The organism is Paraburkholderia gardini, from assembly GCF_907164575.1.
Taxonomy (GTDB): domain Bacteria; phylum Pseudomonadota; class Gammaproteobacteria; order Burkholderiales; family Burkholderiaceae; genus Paraburkholderia; species Paraburkholderia gardini.
In genome coordinates this window covers 39,904-54,374 of sequence record NZ_CAJQYY010000011.1, presented here as the reverse complement: position 1 = coordinate 54,374, position 14,471 = coordinate 39,904, and the positions used below count along the sequence as shown (strand labels likewise).

12 protein-coding genes are annotated in these 14,471 nt (G+C 63.4%); 7 read left to right on the top strand and 5 right to left on the bottom strand.

Going from position 1 to position 14,471, the window contains the following annotated elements; all coding sequences use genetic code 11:
- Window positions 1–76: 76 nt before the first annotated feature.
- The 4 genes from LPA34_RS11115 to LPA34_RS11100 form a co-directional block, all read right to left on the bottom strand.
- A complete protein-coding gene (locus tag LPA34_RS11115; protein ID WP_228977982.1) occupies window positions 77–1,693 on the bottom strand; it encodes an ABC transporter substrate-binding protein in 1,617 nt (538 codons plus the stop codon).
- 94 nt (window positions 1,694–1,787) lie between these two features.
- Window positions 1,788–3,071 (bottom strand): NAD(P)/FAD-dependent oxidoreductase, encoded by a 1,284-nt coding sequence (locus LPA34_RS11110; RefSeq protein WP_228977977.1) that lies wholly within the window; start codon window positions 3,069–3,071, stop codon window positions 1,788–1,790.
- A gap of 54 nt (window positions 3,072–3,125) precedes the next feature.
- A complete protein-coding gene (locus tag LPA34_RS11105) occupies window positions 3,126–3,794 on the bottom strand; it encodes a haloacid dehalogenase type II (protein ID WP_228977976.1) in 669 nt (222 codons plus the stop codon).
- Window positions 3,795–4,107: 313 nt separating this feature from the next.
- Window positions 4,108–5,598, bottom strand: coding sequence for an aldehyde dehydrogenase family protein (locus tag LPA34_RS11100; RefSeq protein ID WP_228977973.1), 1,491 nt, complete (start codon window positions 5,596–5,598; stop codon window positions 4,108–4,110).
- A gap of 240 nt (window positions 5,599–5,838) precedes the next feature.
- Here LPA34_RS11100 and LPA34_RS11095 point away from each other — a divergent pair, with 240 nt between their 5' ends.
- From LPA34_RS11095 to LPA34_RS11080, 4 genes are all read left to right on the top strand, one after another.
- Window positions 5,839–6,702: a GNAT family N-acetyltransferase gene (locus LPA34_RS11095; protein WP_228977971.1), complete on the top strand. Its 864-nt coding sequence runs from the start codon at window positions 5,839–5,841 to the stop codon at window positions 6,700–6,702.
- Between the two features lie 6 nt (window positions 6,703–6,708).
- Window positions 6,709–7,635, top strand: coding sequence for a 2-hydroxyacid dehydrogenase (locus tag LPA34_RS11090; RefSeq protein WP_228977968.1), 927 nt, complete (start codon window positions 6,709–6,711; stop codon window positions 7,633–7,635).
- 171 nt (window positions 7,636–7,806) lie between these two features.
- Window positions 7,807–9,204 (top strand): aspartate aminotransferase family protein, encoded by a 1,398-nt coding sequence (locus tag LPA34_RS11085; RefSeq protein WP_228977966.1) that lies wholly within the window; start codon window positions 7,807–7,809, stop codon window positions 9,202–9,204.
- A gap of 53 nt (window positions 9,205–9,257) precedes the next feature.
- Window positions 9,258–9,755 (top strand): Lrp/AsnC family transcriptional regulator, encoded by a 498-nt coding sequence (locus LPA34_RS11080; RefSeq protein WP_228977963.1) that lies wholly within the window; start codon window positions 9,258–9,260, stop codon window positions 9,753–9,755.
- Here LPA34_RS11080 and LPA34_RS11075 read toward each other — a convergent pair.
- Entirely contained in the window at window positions 9,752–10,726 is a 975-nt protein-coding gene (locus LPA34_RS11075) for a LysR substrate-binding domain-containing protein (RefSeq protein WP_228977961.1), read from the bottom strand. The genes LPA34_RS11080 and LPA34_RS11075 overlap by 4 nt on opposite strands.
- Before the next feature lie 148 nt (window positions 10,727–10,874).
- Between LPA34_RS11075 and LPA34_RS11070 the strand changes: the two genes are divergently transcribed.
- The 3 genes from LPA34_RS11070 to LPA34_RS11060 are packed head-to-tail and all read left to right on the top strand — an operon-like array spanning window position 10,875 to window position 14,452.
- Window positions 10,875–11,957 (top strand): tartrate dehydrogenase, encoded by a 1,083-nt coding sequence (locus tag LPA34_RS11070; protein ID WP_228977959.1) that lies wholly within the window; start codon window positions 10,875–10,877, stop codon window positions 11,955–11,957.
- A 15-nt stretch (window positions 11,958–11,972) separates the two neighbouring features.
- Window positions 11,973–13,460: an NAD-dependent succinate-semialdehyde dehydrogenase gene (locus tag LPA34_RS11065; protein WP_228977956.1), complete on the top strand. Its 1,488-nt coding sequence runs from the start codon at window positions 11,973–11,975 to the stop codon at window positions 13,458–13,460.
- Window positions 13,457–14,452 (top strand): M14 family metallopeptidase, encoded by a 996-nt coding sequence (locus tag LPA34_RS11060; RefSeq protein WP_228977954.1) that lies wholly within the window; start codon window positions 13,457–13,459, stop codon window positions 14,450–14,452. Before LPA34_RS11065 ends, LPA34_RS11060 begins: the two co-directional genes overlap by 4 nt.
- Window positions 14,453–14,471 lie beyond the last annotated feature (19 nt).

Here is a 14,471-nt window from a genome sequence, read left to right as displayed (position 1 = left end):
GTGCACGCTCCCAGGTTCGACTTTTCAGTTCGTCAGACTGGAAACCCTGCGTTAGTGCTCGTCAGGTACGGCCGGCTCAGGCTTCGAGCCAGACGTTTTCCGCGAACATGAAACCCATCAGACCCGCCAGCGGAATCGAGCCGAGGCCCTTGAGCTTCGCCGTGTAGGCATCGATCGAACTCTGGAACAGCGGAATGCCAATGCCGCCATTTTCATGCACCAGCACCTGCATGTCGCCGTAGATCTTCTTGCGCTTCGCATCGTCCGGTTCGCCGCGTGCCGCAAGCAGCATCTGGTCGAACTTCGGGCTCTTCCAGTTCGCTTCGTTCCACGGTGCGTCCGACTTGAAGAACTGGGTGAAGATCACGTCGGCGCTCGGACGCGCGTTGACATTGCCGAAACCCAGCGGATGCTTCATCCAGTGGTTCGACCAGTAACCGTCGGCCGGCACGCGCGACACCTGAAGATTCAGACCGGCTTGCGGCGCCACCTGCTGAAGGAACATCGCCATTTCAACCGACCCTTCCGCCGCCGGCGACGCGAAAATCTGGATCGGCGCGCTGCCGACCCTGGCCTTCTGGAAATGGAACTTCGCCTTGTCCGGATCGAAGGCCCGCTGCGGCAAACCGGCCAGGTAGTACTTGTTGGTCGGATCGATGGGCTGGTCGTTGCCGATCGCGCCGTAACCCTGGAAGATCGCCCGGCGCATCTGCTCGCGATCCTGCAGGTACATCATGCCGCGCCGAAAATCGTCGTTGCCGGTAATGCCGCCTTCGTCGCGAACAATCAGGTCGGTGTACTCGCCCGTCTTCGTCTCCAGCACGGCGAAACCACCGGCACCCTTGATCTGGGCGGTCGAACGCGGGCTCACCGAGTTGATCAGTTGCACGTCGCCCGAGAGCAGCGCGTTCACGCGTGCCGATTCGTCGCCAATGCCGATCAATTCGACTTCGTCCAGGTGCGGCATGCCCGGCTTCCAGTACTTCTCGTTTTTCACGCCGACCGTACGCACGCCCGGCGAGAATTCCTTGACCTTGAACGGGCCGGTGCCGACCGCTGTTCTGAAATCCCTGGTGCCGTCCTTGATGATGAGGAAATGCGAGGTGGCGAGAATCACCGGCAGATCGGCGTTCGGACCTTCCAGCGTGATCGTCACTTCGTTCGGACCCGTCGCTTTCACTTCCTTGATCTGATCGGCAAGCGTCTTCGCTTTCGATGCCGTCGCCGGATCCTTGTGGCGCATGATCGAGTACACGACATCGGCAGGCGCAAGTGCCTTGCCGTCGTGGAACTGCACGCCCGTGCGCAGCCTGGCAACCCACACGGTCGCATCCTTCGAGTCGAGCGAGGTGGCGAGAGCCATCTTCGCGCCGAGATGCGAATCGAGTTCAGTCAGGCCGTTGTAGAACATGAAGCAGCGAACATAGTCCGTACCGAGCGAGCCCCTGGCCGGATCGACCGTGTCGGCGGCGGAAGCGGACTGTGTCGCCACCCGGATCTTGCCGCCCTGCTTCGGCGTGGCCTGCGCAAACGCCGCGCCGCTCGCGCCCAGCAGACCCGCGCCCGTCACCGACATCATGCCGGCCGCCGCCATCGCGCGCAGCACGTCGCGCCGCGACGCGCCTTTTGCAGTCAGGTGCTCCAGCCCGGTGTCGAGCTGAACGGCGCCATGTTGCGAGGTTTCCTTATTCATCGAACTTCTCCGCGAAGGTGGGCAGGGATAGCTGCGTGGTTGGTTTGAGCTGGCAAATGAAACAATGAGGAAACAATGACAAAGCAACGGGGAATCAATAAAAAATATCCTTGATGCGGTAGTACGTCCCCACGAGCGGCAGGAACCAGGGGTTGCCGGTGTGGCCCGGAATCGCCGGCCATTCGGCGCTACCCCACGGATTGCGTTCTTCGTGGCCGTCCATCACGTCGGCCATCACCTGGCCCATGTGTGTCGACATTTGTGTGCCGTGGCCGCTATACCCCATCGAGTAATAGATGCCGTCGTGCTGCCCGGCATGCGGCAGACGGTCGGCGGTCATATCCACCAGGCCGCCCCAGCAATAGTCGATGCGCGCGCTCGCCAGCATCGGGAACATCGCGGCAAGACCCTGTTGCAGAATCCGGCCGCTCTTCGCGTCCGAAGGTTGCTCGGACGCGGTGAAGCGCGCGCGGCCGCCGAACAGCAACCGCGAGTCGGGCGTCACGCGGAAGTAGTTGTGCATCAGGCGCGTGGTGGTATACGCGCGCCGGTTCGGAAAGACGTGTGCCAACAGTTCCGGCGAGAGCGGCCCGGTCACGACGATGAACGAACCGACCGGTGCAAGCCGCCGCCGATACCAGCCAAACGGGCCATGGCACGACGGGCCGGTGGCGATCAACACCTGCTTCGCGCGCACTTCGCCGCGCGCGGTGGTGATCCGGTAGCCGCTCGCGCCGCTGCTGTTCTTCGCGATCGCGGAGACAGCAGCGTGTTCGTACAGCTTCGCGCCGTGCCGCACGGCGGCATCGGCGAGACCGACGGTGAACCTGCCCATATGCATCTGGCCGCCGTGCCGTTGCAGCAATCCGCCATAAAAACTGTCCGACTGGATCTCACTGCGGATACGATCACGACCAATCAGTTCGATATCTGTATCGACTTCGCGCCGGATCAGCTCCGCGGTCTTCTCCAGATGCTCGAGGTGATGCGGTTTCGACGCCAGCTTCAGCTTGCCGCTGGCAAGGTAATTGCAATCGATGTTTTCCTCGCGGATCAGACGCTCGACTGTATCGACCGCATCCGAATATGCGCGGTAACAGGCACTCGCGCGCTCCACGCCGAGTTGCGCGACCAGCGCCACGAAATCCTGCGCCACGCCGGTATTGACCTGGCCGCCGTTGCGCCCGGAGGCACCGCCGCCGATACGCCCCGCGTCAAGCACCGTCACCCGTGCGCCGCGCCGCCCGAGCGCCTGCGCCGCCGACAGCCCGGTGAAGCCGCCGCCGATCACGACGACATCGGCATGACCTTCAACCGGACCTTCACACGCTGAAACGAGTGGTGGGGCGGTATCGAGCCAGTAGGAATCGAGCTTCATCCGGTCTGTCCTTGAGATGGGCGATGAGCGAGGCGGTGAATGCGCAAACGGTGCTTACAGGCCGAGTTCCGCAGCGAGATGCGGAATGTCGTTGACTTCGTAGTACTGGTAGTAGGGCGTCGACGGTTCGTGGCCGCGCTTGACGAACGCCTTGTGCCGGATGCCCAGGTCGTGTGCGGTCATCAGGTCGTAACGCAGGCTCGACGACACATGCAGCACGTCTTCCGGATTGCAGTTGAGCTGATCGAACATGTATTCGAAGCCTTGCATTCGCGGCTTGTACGACTGTGCCTGCTCCGCCGTGAAGACCGCGTGAAACGGCGCACCGAGCTTGTCGACGTTGCTCTGGATCTGGTTGTTCGAGGCGTTCGACAGGATCACCAGCCTGTACTTCTTCGCCAGACGCGCGAGGCCTTCCGGCACGTCCGGATGCGGACCCCAGGTCGGCACGGCCAGGTAGATCTTCTCGGCTTCCTTTTCATCGAACGCGACGTTCATGCGCCTGCACGCACGGCGCAACGCATTGACCACCACATCGCGATACGGCTTCCACGCGCCCAGCACCTCGTCGCGGCGGTAGCCCGCGTAGAACGCAATGAGCTTTTCCATATCTTCCGCGTTCAGCACGTTGCCGAACATCTCGCGTGTCATGTCGGCCATACGAAACTTCGTGAGTGTGCCGTAGCAATCGAAGGTGATGTATTTCGGTTCGAATTCGATCATGGTTGTCAGTCCTATCGTTGTGGTGAACCCGCAGCGAGTTCAGTGGCGAAAACAGTGAAAGCTCATTCCTGTAAAAGATTTAATCAGCGCAAAAACATAGATGCGCCTGATTCGGGCGCCGCCGGTGACACAAACCATGCGTTTTGATGCCATTGCGCAGCAGAGTCTGCGGTAGCCAGGCTGAAAGCCCCGCCCGTCATGGTTTCTACGTATCCGGGGTGGACTCCGGCGCGGCCCGAAGCCGCCTTGCCCGGGGTGGCTTTCCCCTTGCCTGTCCTTGCCGGCGGCATGGCGTGCCTGCGGCGCGACGCGCTCAGGGCCGCAGATCGATCAGCACGCTCTTGAAGCGCAGGTTCGCCTCATAGGCCTGGCGGCCGAGGTCTTTGCCGATGCCAGAGCGCTTGTAGCCGCCCGTGGGGATCATGAAGTCGGAGGTCCGGCCGTAACGGTTGACCCACACCGTGCCGGCTTCGAGCCCGCGCACGAAGCGCAACGCCCGGCCAAGGTCCGCCGTATGCACGCCTGCGGCGAGCCCATACTCGGGATGCTGGGCGAGCGCGAGCGCCTCGTCTTCGGAGTCGAAGGTCTGCAGGGTCAGCACCGGGCCGAACACTTCCTCGCGCACGGCTTCGGACTGGGCCGTCACGTTCGTGAGCAGGGTTGGCGTATAGAACGCCCCGCGCGCGCCGCCATCGGCACGTGTGCCGCCAAAGCGCAGCGTCGCGCCCGAGTCGAGCGTGCGCCCAACAATGCCTTCGATGCGTGCCGCCTGCGGCGCGGAAATGATCGGCGAAAGCGTGGTGCCGGCGGCCCATGTCGCGCCGGGTTTCAATTCGGCGAAAATCCGGCCGATGCGTTCTGCCAGCGGCTCTGCCAGCGCCCGCTCCACCAGCAAACGCGAACCGGCCACGCAGACCTGCCCGGCATTGCCAGTGATCGACCCGGCAATGCGCCGCGCCACGTCGTCCAGACGCGGGGCATCGGCGAATACGATCTGCGGACTCTTGCCGCCCAGTTCGAGCGTCACCGGCTTCGTGCCACTCGCGGCACAGGCGGCCATGATCGCGGCGCCCGTGCGCGTGGAGCCGGTAAACGTCACCTTGCTGATCTTCGGATGGCGCACGAGTTCGTCGCCGGTAATGCGTCCGTCGCCCTGAACGACGTTGAAGATGCCGGCCGGCACGCCCGCCTGCACCGCCAGTTCGGCGAGCCGCAACACGGAGAACGGCGTCATCTCGGAAGGCTTGAGCACCACCGCGTTGCCGGCCGCAAGCGCCGGCGCGATCTTCCACGACGCCATCACGAGCGGGAAATTCCACGGCGCGATGGCGCCGATCACGCCATGGGGCTCGGCGATCGTCATGCCGAGATGGTCGTGATCGGTCGCGGCCACGTCGCCGCCCAGCTTGTCGGCGAACTCCGCGTAGAAACGGATGCCTTCGGCGGTGAACGGCACGTCCCAGCCGGTCGCCTGGCTGATCGGGCGGGTCGAGCCGAGCGCTTCCAGACGGCCAAGCGCCGGCGCATCGGCTTCGACCAGGTCCGCGAAGCGGCGCAGGATTTTTGCGCGCTCGCGCGGCGCCATGCGTGCCCAGCCGCTCGTTCTGAACGCCTGCCACGCATTTTCGACGGCGCGATCCACCTGCCCGGCATCAGCGAGCGGCACCGAGGCGTAGACCACGCCGTCCGAGGGCCGCGCCACCTCGATACGGCGCCCGCCGCTGCGCCCGTCTTCGTCGACATACTGGCCGCCGATGAAATGCCCACTGCGAATCGCGACGTCGTCCGGATTGAAGCTGTCCATGAGAAAGGTTTCCTGAGTGGCTGGCATGACAAAATCGTAGAGCCGCAGGCGCGGCATATGTCACCGACAATAATCGCCGCGCAGCAGAACACGCTTGTAATGAGCCCCCAGACCGGGCGTTTTGCATCGATTCGCGATGCCACCCTTTCCCGCGCCGGGGATGAAAGGATCGTCCTAGTCATGCTGCGCGCCGGATGACAAAGTGACGGCGTAAGCCTTCAGCCATCCAGGGAGCACGGCGTGTCCGATCCGATCACCTACAGACGCTTCACCACCGACGACATCGCCGCCGCACACGCGCTGACGGTGGAACTCAAATGGCCGCATCGCGCGGACGACTGGCGATTTGTCGCGCAACTCGGCATGGGTTTCGTCGCGCAGGACGCGAGCGGTGTGATCGGCACGGCGCTGTGCTGGACATACGGCGCCGGCCAGGGCTCGCTTGGGATGGTGATCGTGTCGCCCGCGCACCAGGGGCGCGGCATCGGCAGAAAGCTGATGGATCTGGTGCTGGAGCAACTCGGCAACCGCGTGACCTTCCTGCACGCCACCACTGCGGGCCAGCCGCTGTACGAGAAGCTCGGCTTTCGCGTGGCAGGCACGCTCGACCAGCATCAGGGCGCGGCGTTCCAGCCGCCGCTGGTTTCGTTGCCGCCGGGCGAGCGGCTGCGCCCGCTCGGCTCGAGCGATGCGGCGCGGCTGGTGGAACTGGCGTCGCAGGCCAGCGGGCTCGATCGCAGCGAGGTGCTGCCTGCGCTATTGAGCAACGCGGACGGCATCGCGCTCGATCGCGACGGCGAACTGGTCGGCTTTGCGTTGTTTCGCCGCTTCGGCCGTGGTTTCGTGATCGGACCGGTGGTGGCGCCGGCGTCGGATGATTCCAGCCGCGCGAAGGCGCTGATCAGGCACTGGCTCGCCCTCAACGAAGGCGTGTTCGTGCGCATCGATACGCCAGGCGAGAGCGGTCTGACTGAATGGCTGGAGCAACTGGGGTTGCCACGCGTGGATACGGTCGTGAAAATGGTTCGCCATGCCGCGCCGGAAGAGGTCGGCGCCCATCCGCGCTATCTGCAGTTCGGCATCATCAACCAGGCGATCTGCTGATCCATCATGGCCTTCCTCTATAAAGCCGACCCGGCGCGCGGCACGCAATGGGCCAAACTGTTCGCGCAAAAAGCGCCGGACCTGCCCTTTCACATCTGGCCCGATCTCGGCGATCCGGCCGCGATCCGTTACCTCGCCGCCTGGCAACCGCCTGAAGATCCGACGCGCACGTTCCCCAATCTTGAAGTGGTGTTTTCCGTCGGCGCGGGCATCGACCAGTTTGATCTGTCGGGCGTGCCGGCCCATTTGCCGGTGGTGCGGATGATCGAACCGGGCATCATCGAAGGGATGGTCGAATATGTCACGCAAGCCGTGCTGACGATACACCGCGATCTGTTCGACTATGACGTTCAGCAACGGCAACGGGTCTGGCGGGAGTTGCCGCTGAAGGCGGCTAGCGAGCGCCGCATCGGCGTGCTGGGGCTTGGCGTGCTCGGCACGGCCGTACTGGAACGGCTGCGCCTGTTCGGTTTCGCGTGCGCGGGATGGAGCCGTTCGCCGCGCGAGATCGCGGGGGTCGATTGTCATGCGGGCGAAGGCTCGCTCGATGGCTTTCTCGCCCGCACCGATATTCTGATCTGTCTGTTGCCGCTCACGCCGGCCACGCGCGGCCTGCTGAACGCCGGGCTGCTGGCGAAGCTGCCGCGCGGCGCGTCGCTGATTCAAACGGGGCGCGGTCCGCATCTAAACCAGCCGGACCTGCTCGCCGCGCTCGACAGCGGCCACCTGCGAAATGCGATTCTCGACGTCACCGATCCGGAGCCGCTGCCCGCCGGTCATCCGTTATGGACGCATCCGCAGGTGCGCATCACACCACATATCGCCAGCGCGACGCGGCCGGAAACCGCCGTGGAAGTGGTGCTCGAGAATTTGCGTCGCCATCGCGAAGGTCTGCCGATGCTCGGTCAGATCGACCGGACCCAGGGATATTGAGTACGACGCCCGCCCGGCGCGGCTTGTCAGCACCCGCAGCAGAAAATGCCAAGTCCGTGCATCAAAACGCGTCGTGCGCGCTTTTCAGACAATTGTTTAGGTAAGCAGGCCATCGTCGTTGATCAGTAGTATGGAACGGTCAACAGCCCTTTTCCGCGACGAGAAACCACCATGCCGATTCATTCGCTCATTGAAGCCGACCGCAAGCACCTGATTCACCCTGTCATCAACTATCGCGCGCACGAGGCCCGCGGCGTCACCGTGCTCGAATCCGCCAACGGCGCGTTCCTGCGCGACGCGGCCGGCAACGAACTGCTAGACGCCTTCTCGGGCCTGTGGTGCGTGAATGTGGGCTACGGTCAGCAAAGCATTGTCGACGTGGCGACTGAGCAGATGAAAAAGCTGCCCTACGCCACCAGCTATTTCCACTTCGGCTCCGAACCCGCGATCGAACTGGCGGCGAAGCTGGTCGAGCTTGCGCCCGCTTCACTGCAGCACGTCTATTTCACGCTCGGCGGCTCGGATGCGGTCGACTCGGCGATCCGTTTCATCACGTACTACTTCAATGCCACCGGCCGGCCGTCGAAGAAACACATCATCGCGTTGCAGCGCGGCTACCACGGCTCCTCGACCATGGGCGCGGGCCTCACCGCGTTGCCGGCGTTCCATCGCAATTTCGACCTGCCGCTGCCGACCCAGCATCATCTGCCCTCGCCCCATGCATACCGCAATGATTTCGCCGACGATGCCGCGCTGATCGCGGCCTCGGTGGCCGCGCTCGAAGCGAAGGTGGCCGAACTCGGCGCGGATAACGTCGCGGCCTTTTTCTGCGAGCCGATTCAAGGCTCGGGCGGCGTGATCGTACCGCCAGTTGGCTGGCTGAAAGCAATGCGCGAAAGCTGCCGTAAGCTCGGCATCCTGTTCGTTGCCGACGAAGTCATCACCGGCTTCGGCCGCACGGGTCCGCTGTTCGCCTGCCAGGCCGAAGACGTCGAACCCGATCTGATGACCGTGGCGAAAGGCTTGACCGCCGGTTATGCGCCGATGGGCGCGGTGCTGATGTCTGATGAAATCTATCAGGGCATCGCGAATGGCGATGCGCAGGCGGCCGTCGGTCATGGTTACACGTACTCGGCCCATCCGGTGAGCGCGGCGATCGGTCTCGAAGTGCTGCGCCTCTATCATGAAGATGGCCTGCTCGCCAACGGCGTGGCACACGCGCCGCGTTTTGCGCAAGGGCTCGACGCATTGCTCGCGCATCCGCTGGTCGGCGATTCGCGGCATCGCGGCCTGCTCGGCGCGCTCGAACTCGTCGCCGATAAGCACAGCAAGGCGGGCTTCGATCCTGCGCTGAAACTGTCTGAACGGATTGCCGCCGCCGCGTATGAAAACCGCCTGATTTTTCGCGCGTTTGACGCCAATATTCTCGGCTTTGCACCCGCGCTGTCGTACACCGGAGCGGAGTTCGATCTGATGTTCGCGCGGCTCGAAAAAACCCTCGACGACGTTCTCGCGCAAGCCGATGTGCGAGCCGCATTGAAGGTCAAAAGCCATGCCGCTGCGTGCTAGAGTAGAGAACCCTCTGAGATTCCTTTACCCATCGCGGGAGCGACAACGTTACGATGAGCAGCGACTGCAAGCTGGACCGGATTGACCTGCGCATACTTTCCCAGTTGCAGAAGAAAGGCCGCATAACCAACGTCGAGCTTGCCGATGCGGTCGGCCTTTCGCCCAGTCCTTGCCTGATCCGGGTCAAGCGCCTGGAGAAAGCCGGCTACATCATTGGCTATGGTGCGCAGATCCAGCTAGAGAAGCTCGGCGACGTGCAGATCGTGTTTACCGAGGTCACGCTCGCCGACCATCGGCGGGAAGACTTCATCAAGTTCGTCAATGCGATCCGCGACATCGACGAGATTGTCGAGTGCCACCTGGCAAGCGGCGGTTATGACTATCTGCTGAAGTTCGTCACACGCAGTGTGAGCCACTATCAAAGCATCGTGGAAGGTTTGCTGGAGCGCGATATCGGCATCGAAAAGTACTTCAGCTACGTGATCATCAAATCGCCGTTCGTGAAGAGCCACTACCCGCTCGAAACGCTGTTCTCGCAGAACCATCACTAGGCTGTGTGATCCGCCGGTCCTTCAGTGGGGTTTCCGGTTGAGTCTTCAACAGACTCCTCAAGCGGCGGACTCCATTGCGCGAATTCCTCGCTCAGAAAGTCGACGCACACCCGCACCTTGGCGGATTGCGCGAGCCGCGCCGGATACACCGCCCACAGGTTCGCCGGTTGGGTGACTTCAGGCAGTATCTGCTGCAACTGGCCGCTCTCGAGCAGCGGCCGCACGTCCCACATCGAACGCAGCACAATGCCGCGCCCGGCCAATGCCCACTGCACGGCCACTTCGCCGTGATTGGTGGACAACGGCCCGGTGACCTTGATCGACACCGTTTCGCCGCGCACATTCAAACGCCACAAACCAAATGGATGGTCGCGTTCCTTGATCGCAAGACACGCATGCGCGGACAGATCGGCGAGTTGCCGCGGCGCGCCGTGCCGCGCGAGATAGGCCGGCGACGCGCACAGCACGCGATGGTTCGGCGCCAGACGCCTGGCAATCAGATGCGGCGCGATTTCGTCGCCGATGCGGATATCGAGGTCGAAGCCTTCGCCGCCGACGTCGACCAGACGATCGAACAGATCGAGCCGCACGCCCAGTTGCGGAAACCGGTCCGAGAAACGCGCCAGCGCGGGTGCCACGAAACGGCGGCCAAAGCCGAAACTACTGGAGATGCGCAGCTTGCCGCCGGGAATGCGGCGCGTGGTGGAGACGTCTTCCACCAGCTGGTCGACGTCGTCGAGAATCTTTTCCGCCCACGTGTAGACACGCTCACCGGCCTCCGTAATCGCGACGCGGCGCGTTGATCGATGCAACAGGCGGGTACCAAGCGTACGCTCGAGCACATTGATCCGTTTGCTGACGTAAGCCGCCGACACCGACAAGGCCTCCGCTGCGGCACTAAAACTCGATTTGCGCGCCACTTCGCAAAACACGCGCAAATCGCCGAGATCGGGTGAGGGGATGGTGTTCATAGGTCGCTTATTGGCACTTTAATGTACATATGTGTTTGTACACGAATCATGCACAGTGGCTTAACTAAAGCGACCATTTTAGGCTTGAACAGCAGGAATAAAATAACCACTATTCAATCGCCGAACGCCCCAATGGAGGAGCAGGAACATGTCGAAAAAATATCGGATCGCGGTCATACCCGGCGACGGCATCGGTGTCGAAGTGATGCCCGAAGCGATTCGCGTGCTGGACTCGGTGAAGCAGCGCTTTGGCATCGAACTGGAATACCAGCACATTGAATGGGCGAGCTGCGAGTACTACGCGAAACACGGCAAGATGATGCCGGACGACTGGAAAGCGCAACTGCAATCCGTCGATGCGATTCTGTTCGGCGCGGTCGGCTGGCCCGACACCGTACCCGATCATATTTCGTTGTGGGGGTCGCTGCTGAAATTCCGCCGCGAATTCGATCAGTACATCAACCTGCGTCCCGCGCGTCTTTTTGCCGGCGTACCTTCGCCGCTTGCCGGCCGCAAGGCGGGCGACATCGATTTCTGGATCGTGCGGGAGAACACCGAGGGCGAATATTCGTCGGTGGGCGGCGTGATGTTCGAAGGCACGGAGCGTGAATTCGTGCTGCAGGAATCCGTTTTCACACGGCATGGCAGCGAGCGCGTGCTGAAGTTCGCGTTCGACCTCGCGCAACGGCGCGAACGCAAGAAGATCACCGTCGCCACCAAGAGCAACGGCATCGCCATCAGCATGCCCTGGTGGGACAAATGCGCGGCCGGCATCGCGGCGCACTATCCGGATGTGGCGTGGGACAAGCAGCATATCGACATTCTCTGCGCCCGTTTCGTGCTGAATCCGGATCGCTTCGACGTGGTGGTGGCGACCAATCTGTTCGGCGACATCCTGTCCGATCTGGGCCCCGCCTGCACCGGCACGATCGGCCTCGCGCCATCGGCCAACCTGAATCCGGATCGCAGGTTTCCTTCGCTGTTCGAGCCGGTGCACGGCTCGGCGCCCGACATCGCCGGCAAGAACATCGCCAATCCGGTCGCGATGATCTGGTCGGCCGCGATGATGCTCGACTTCCTCGGCAATCACGAGGGCAAGGAACGCGAGGCGCACGACGCGATTCTCGCGGCGATCGAAGCGACGCTGATCGAAGGTCCGCATACGGGCGACCTCGGTGGCAAGGCAAACACGACCGAGGTGGGCCAGGCCATCGCGGCGAAACTGTCTTAAGCAATGGGAGGCACTATGGCAGGCACTGTCGTGGCACGCACATTCGAACTGGGCGAATTGATTCGCCCAGACAATTTCATCGATGGCAAGTGGACCGCGGCGCAAGACAATGTCCGCTTTGCCGTGACGAACCCCGCCACCGGCGAGACGATCACGCAGGTGGCCGACAGCAGTCCCGCCGACGCACGCGCGGCCACCGATGCGGCCGCCCGCGCGCTGCCGGCATGGCGCGCTCTGCTGCCGAAGGAGCGCGCGGCGGTGTTGCATCGCTGGCACGCGCTGATCCTGGCGAATCAGGACGCGCTCGGCGCGCTGATCTCGCTCGAACAGGGCAAACCGCTCGCAGAGGGCAAAGGCGAAGTCGCGTACGGCGCCTCGTATGTCGCCTGGTTCGCGGACGAAGCCACCCGCATTTACGGCGATGTGATTCCGCAACAGCAGCGCGGCAAGCGCATGACGGCGGTGAAAGAACCGATCGGCATCGTCGCGGCGATCACGCCGTGGAATTTCCCGCTCGCGATGATCGCGCGCAAGATTGCCCCGGCGCTCGCGGCCGGTTGCACGGTGGTCGCCAAGCCCGCCGAAGATACGCCGCTCACCGCCTCTGCGCTGGTCTTGCTCGCGCATGAAGCCGGCGTGCCGGCGGGCGTGCTGAACCTGATCACGGCGTCGCGCGATCACGCGTTCGCGACCGTCGCGGACTGGCTTCACGACGGGCGTGTGCGCAAGATCACCTTCACCGGATCGACGCCGGTCGGCAAGTATCTGGCGCGTGAATCGGCGGACACGCTCAAGAAGCTCTCGCTGGAACTGGGCGGCAATGCGCCCTTCATCGTGTTCGACGACGCCGACCTCGACGCCGCTGTCACCGGCCTGCTAGCCTCGAAATTTCGCAACGGTGGACAGACCTGTGTCTGTCCGAATCGCGTGTATGTGCAAGCGGGTGTGTACGAGCGTTTTGCCGGCATGCTGGCCGGGCGCGTCGGCGCATTGAGGGTGGCGCCCGCCACCGATCCGGCCGCGCAGATCGGCCCGATGATCAACAGCCGCGCGCTGGACAAGATCGCCCGCCACGTCGAGGATGCCGTGTCGCACGGCGCACGCGTGCTGACCGGCGGCAAGCGCCTGACCGGGCTGGGCCCGCACTACTACGCGCCCACCGTGCTCGCCGACGCCAGCGCCAGCATGCTGTTGAATGGCGAGGAAACCTTCGGCCCGGTTGTGCCGCTGTTCCGTTTCGACGATGAAGCCGAAGCCATTCAGGCTGCGAACGACACACCGTTCGGCCTCGCTGCCTATTTCTATAGCGAAAGCGTGAAGCGGATCGACCGGGTCTCGCGCGCACTCGAAGCAGGCATTGTCGGCATCAATGAAGGCAGCGTGTCGAGCGAGGCAGCGCCATTCGGCGGCGTGAAGGAATCGGGTTATGGACGCGAAGGCTCGAAGTACGGCCTGGACGACTATCTGTCAATCAAATACCTCTGCCAGGGCAATCTCGAATGAACACGAAAGCCTATCCCATTGAAGTCGACTTTCCCGATATCCTGGCTCACGAGCAATCGTCGTCCGGTATTGCTTATGTGCATACGTTTGACTCGGGCGTGCCGGGACCGCATGTGATGATCAACGCGCTCACGCACGGCAATGAGGTGTGCGGCGCGATCGTCGTGGACGAACTACTGCGCCGCGAGTTGCGCCCACGCCGCGGACGCCTGACGCTGGCCTTTGCGAACGTCGCGGCCTGGCAGCGCTTCGATCGTGCGAAGCCGGATTCGGCGCGCTTCGTCGACCAGGACTTCAATCGCGTATGGACCGCCGCCGTGCTCGACGATACGTCGCGCACGTCCAGCGAACTGGCGCGCGCAAGAGAAATGCGGCCGGTGATCGACACCGTCGACTGCCTGCTCGATCTTCATTCGATGCATGAAAAAAGCGCGCCGCTGATCGTGGCGGGACCGCTGCGGAAAGGTATCGACCTGGCAACGCGGCTCGGCACGCCCGCCACGGTGATCTGCGACGAAGGCCACCCGGAAGGGCGGCGCATGCGCGACTACGAAGGCTTCGGCACGGCGGAGAGCGCGAAAAACGCGTTGCTGATCGAGTGCGGGCAGCATTGGGAAGCGAGCGCGGTGGCCGTGGCGCGCGATACGACCGCGCGCTTTCTGCTGCTGGCCGGCGTGGTGGACGAAGCGGATCTACCAGACGGCTGGATTGCGCCGCTGCCGCCTGCCCAGCACATCGTCCGCGTGACGCAGCCGGTGGTGGCGACCAGCATGGACTTCCGCTTCGCGGCGCCGTATACAGGGCTGGAAATTTTTCCGCATGCCGGCACGGTCATCGGCTGGTCAAACGGCGAGGCGGTACGCACGCCGTACGACAACTGCATGCTCGTCATGCCCTCGCTGCGGCAACTCCGGCCCGGCGTCACCGTCGTGCGGCTGGGCAAGATCGAGCAGACCGTCGATCAAACCAGCACTCAAACGAGCGGCCGATGAATCGGCTCAGGCACATTCA

Bases quoted from the DNA above. Each gene is read 5' to 3' on its own strand.
- LPA34_RS11075 (WP_228977961.1), bottom strand. From the start codon at position 10,726: ATGAACACCATCCCCTCACCCGATCTCGGCGATTTGCGCGTGTTTTGC.
- LPA34_RS11065 (WP_228977956.1), top strand. From the start codon at position 11,973: ATGGCAGGCACTGTCGTGGCACGCACATTCGAACTGGGCGAATTGATT.
- LPA34_RS11110 (WP_228977977.1), bottom strand. From the start codon at position 3,071: ATGAAGCTCGATTCCTACTGGCTCGATACCGCCCCACCACTCGTTTCA.
- LPA34_RS11105 (WP_228977976.1), bottom strand. From the start codon at position 3,794: ATGATCGAATTCGAACCGAAATACATCACCTTCGATTGCTACGGCACA.
- LPA34_RS11115 (WP_228977982.1), bottom strand. From the start codon at position 1,693: ATGAATAAGGAAACCTCGCAACATGGCGCCGTTCAGCTCGACACCGGG.
- LPA34_RS11100 (WP_228977973.1), bottom strand. From the start codon at position 5,598: ATGGACAGCTTCAATCCGGACGACGTCGCGATTCGCAGTGGGCATTTC.
- LPA34_RS11060 (WP_228977954.1), top strand. From the start codon at position 13,457: ATGAACACGAAAGCCTATCCCATTGAAGTCGACTTTCCCGATATCCTG.
- LPA34_RS11070 (WP_228977959.1), top strand. From the start codon at position 10,875: ATGTCGAAAAAATATCGGATCGCGGTCATACCCGGCGACGGCATCGGT.
- LPA34_RS11080 (WP_228977963.1), top strand. From the start codon at position 9,258: ATGAGCAGCGACTGCAAGCTGGACCGGATTGACCTGCGCATACTTTCC.
- LPA34_RS11090 (WP_228977968.1), top strand. From the start codon at position 6,709: ATGGCCTTCCTCTATAAAGCCGACCCGGCGCGCGGCACGCAATGGGCC.
- LPA34_RS11085 (WP_228977966.1), top strand. From the start codon at position 7,807: ATGCCGATTCATTCGCTCATTGAAGCCGACCGCAAGCACCTGATTCAC.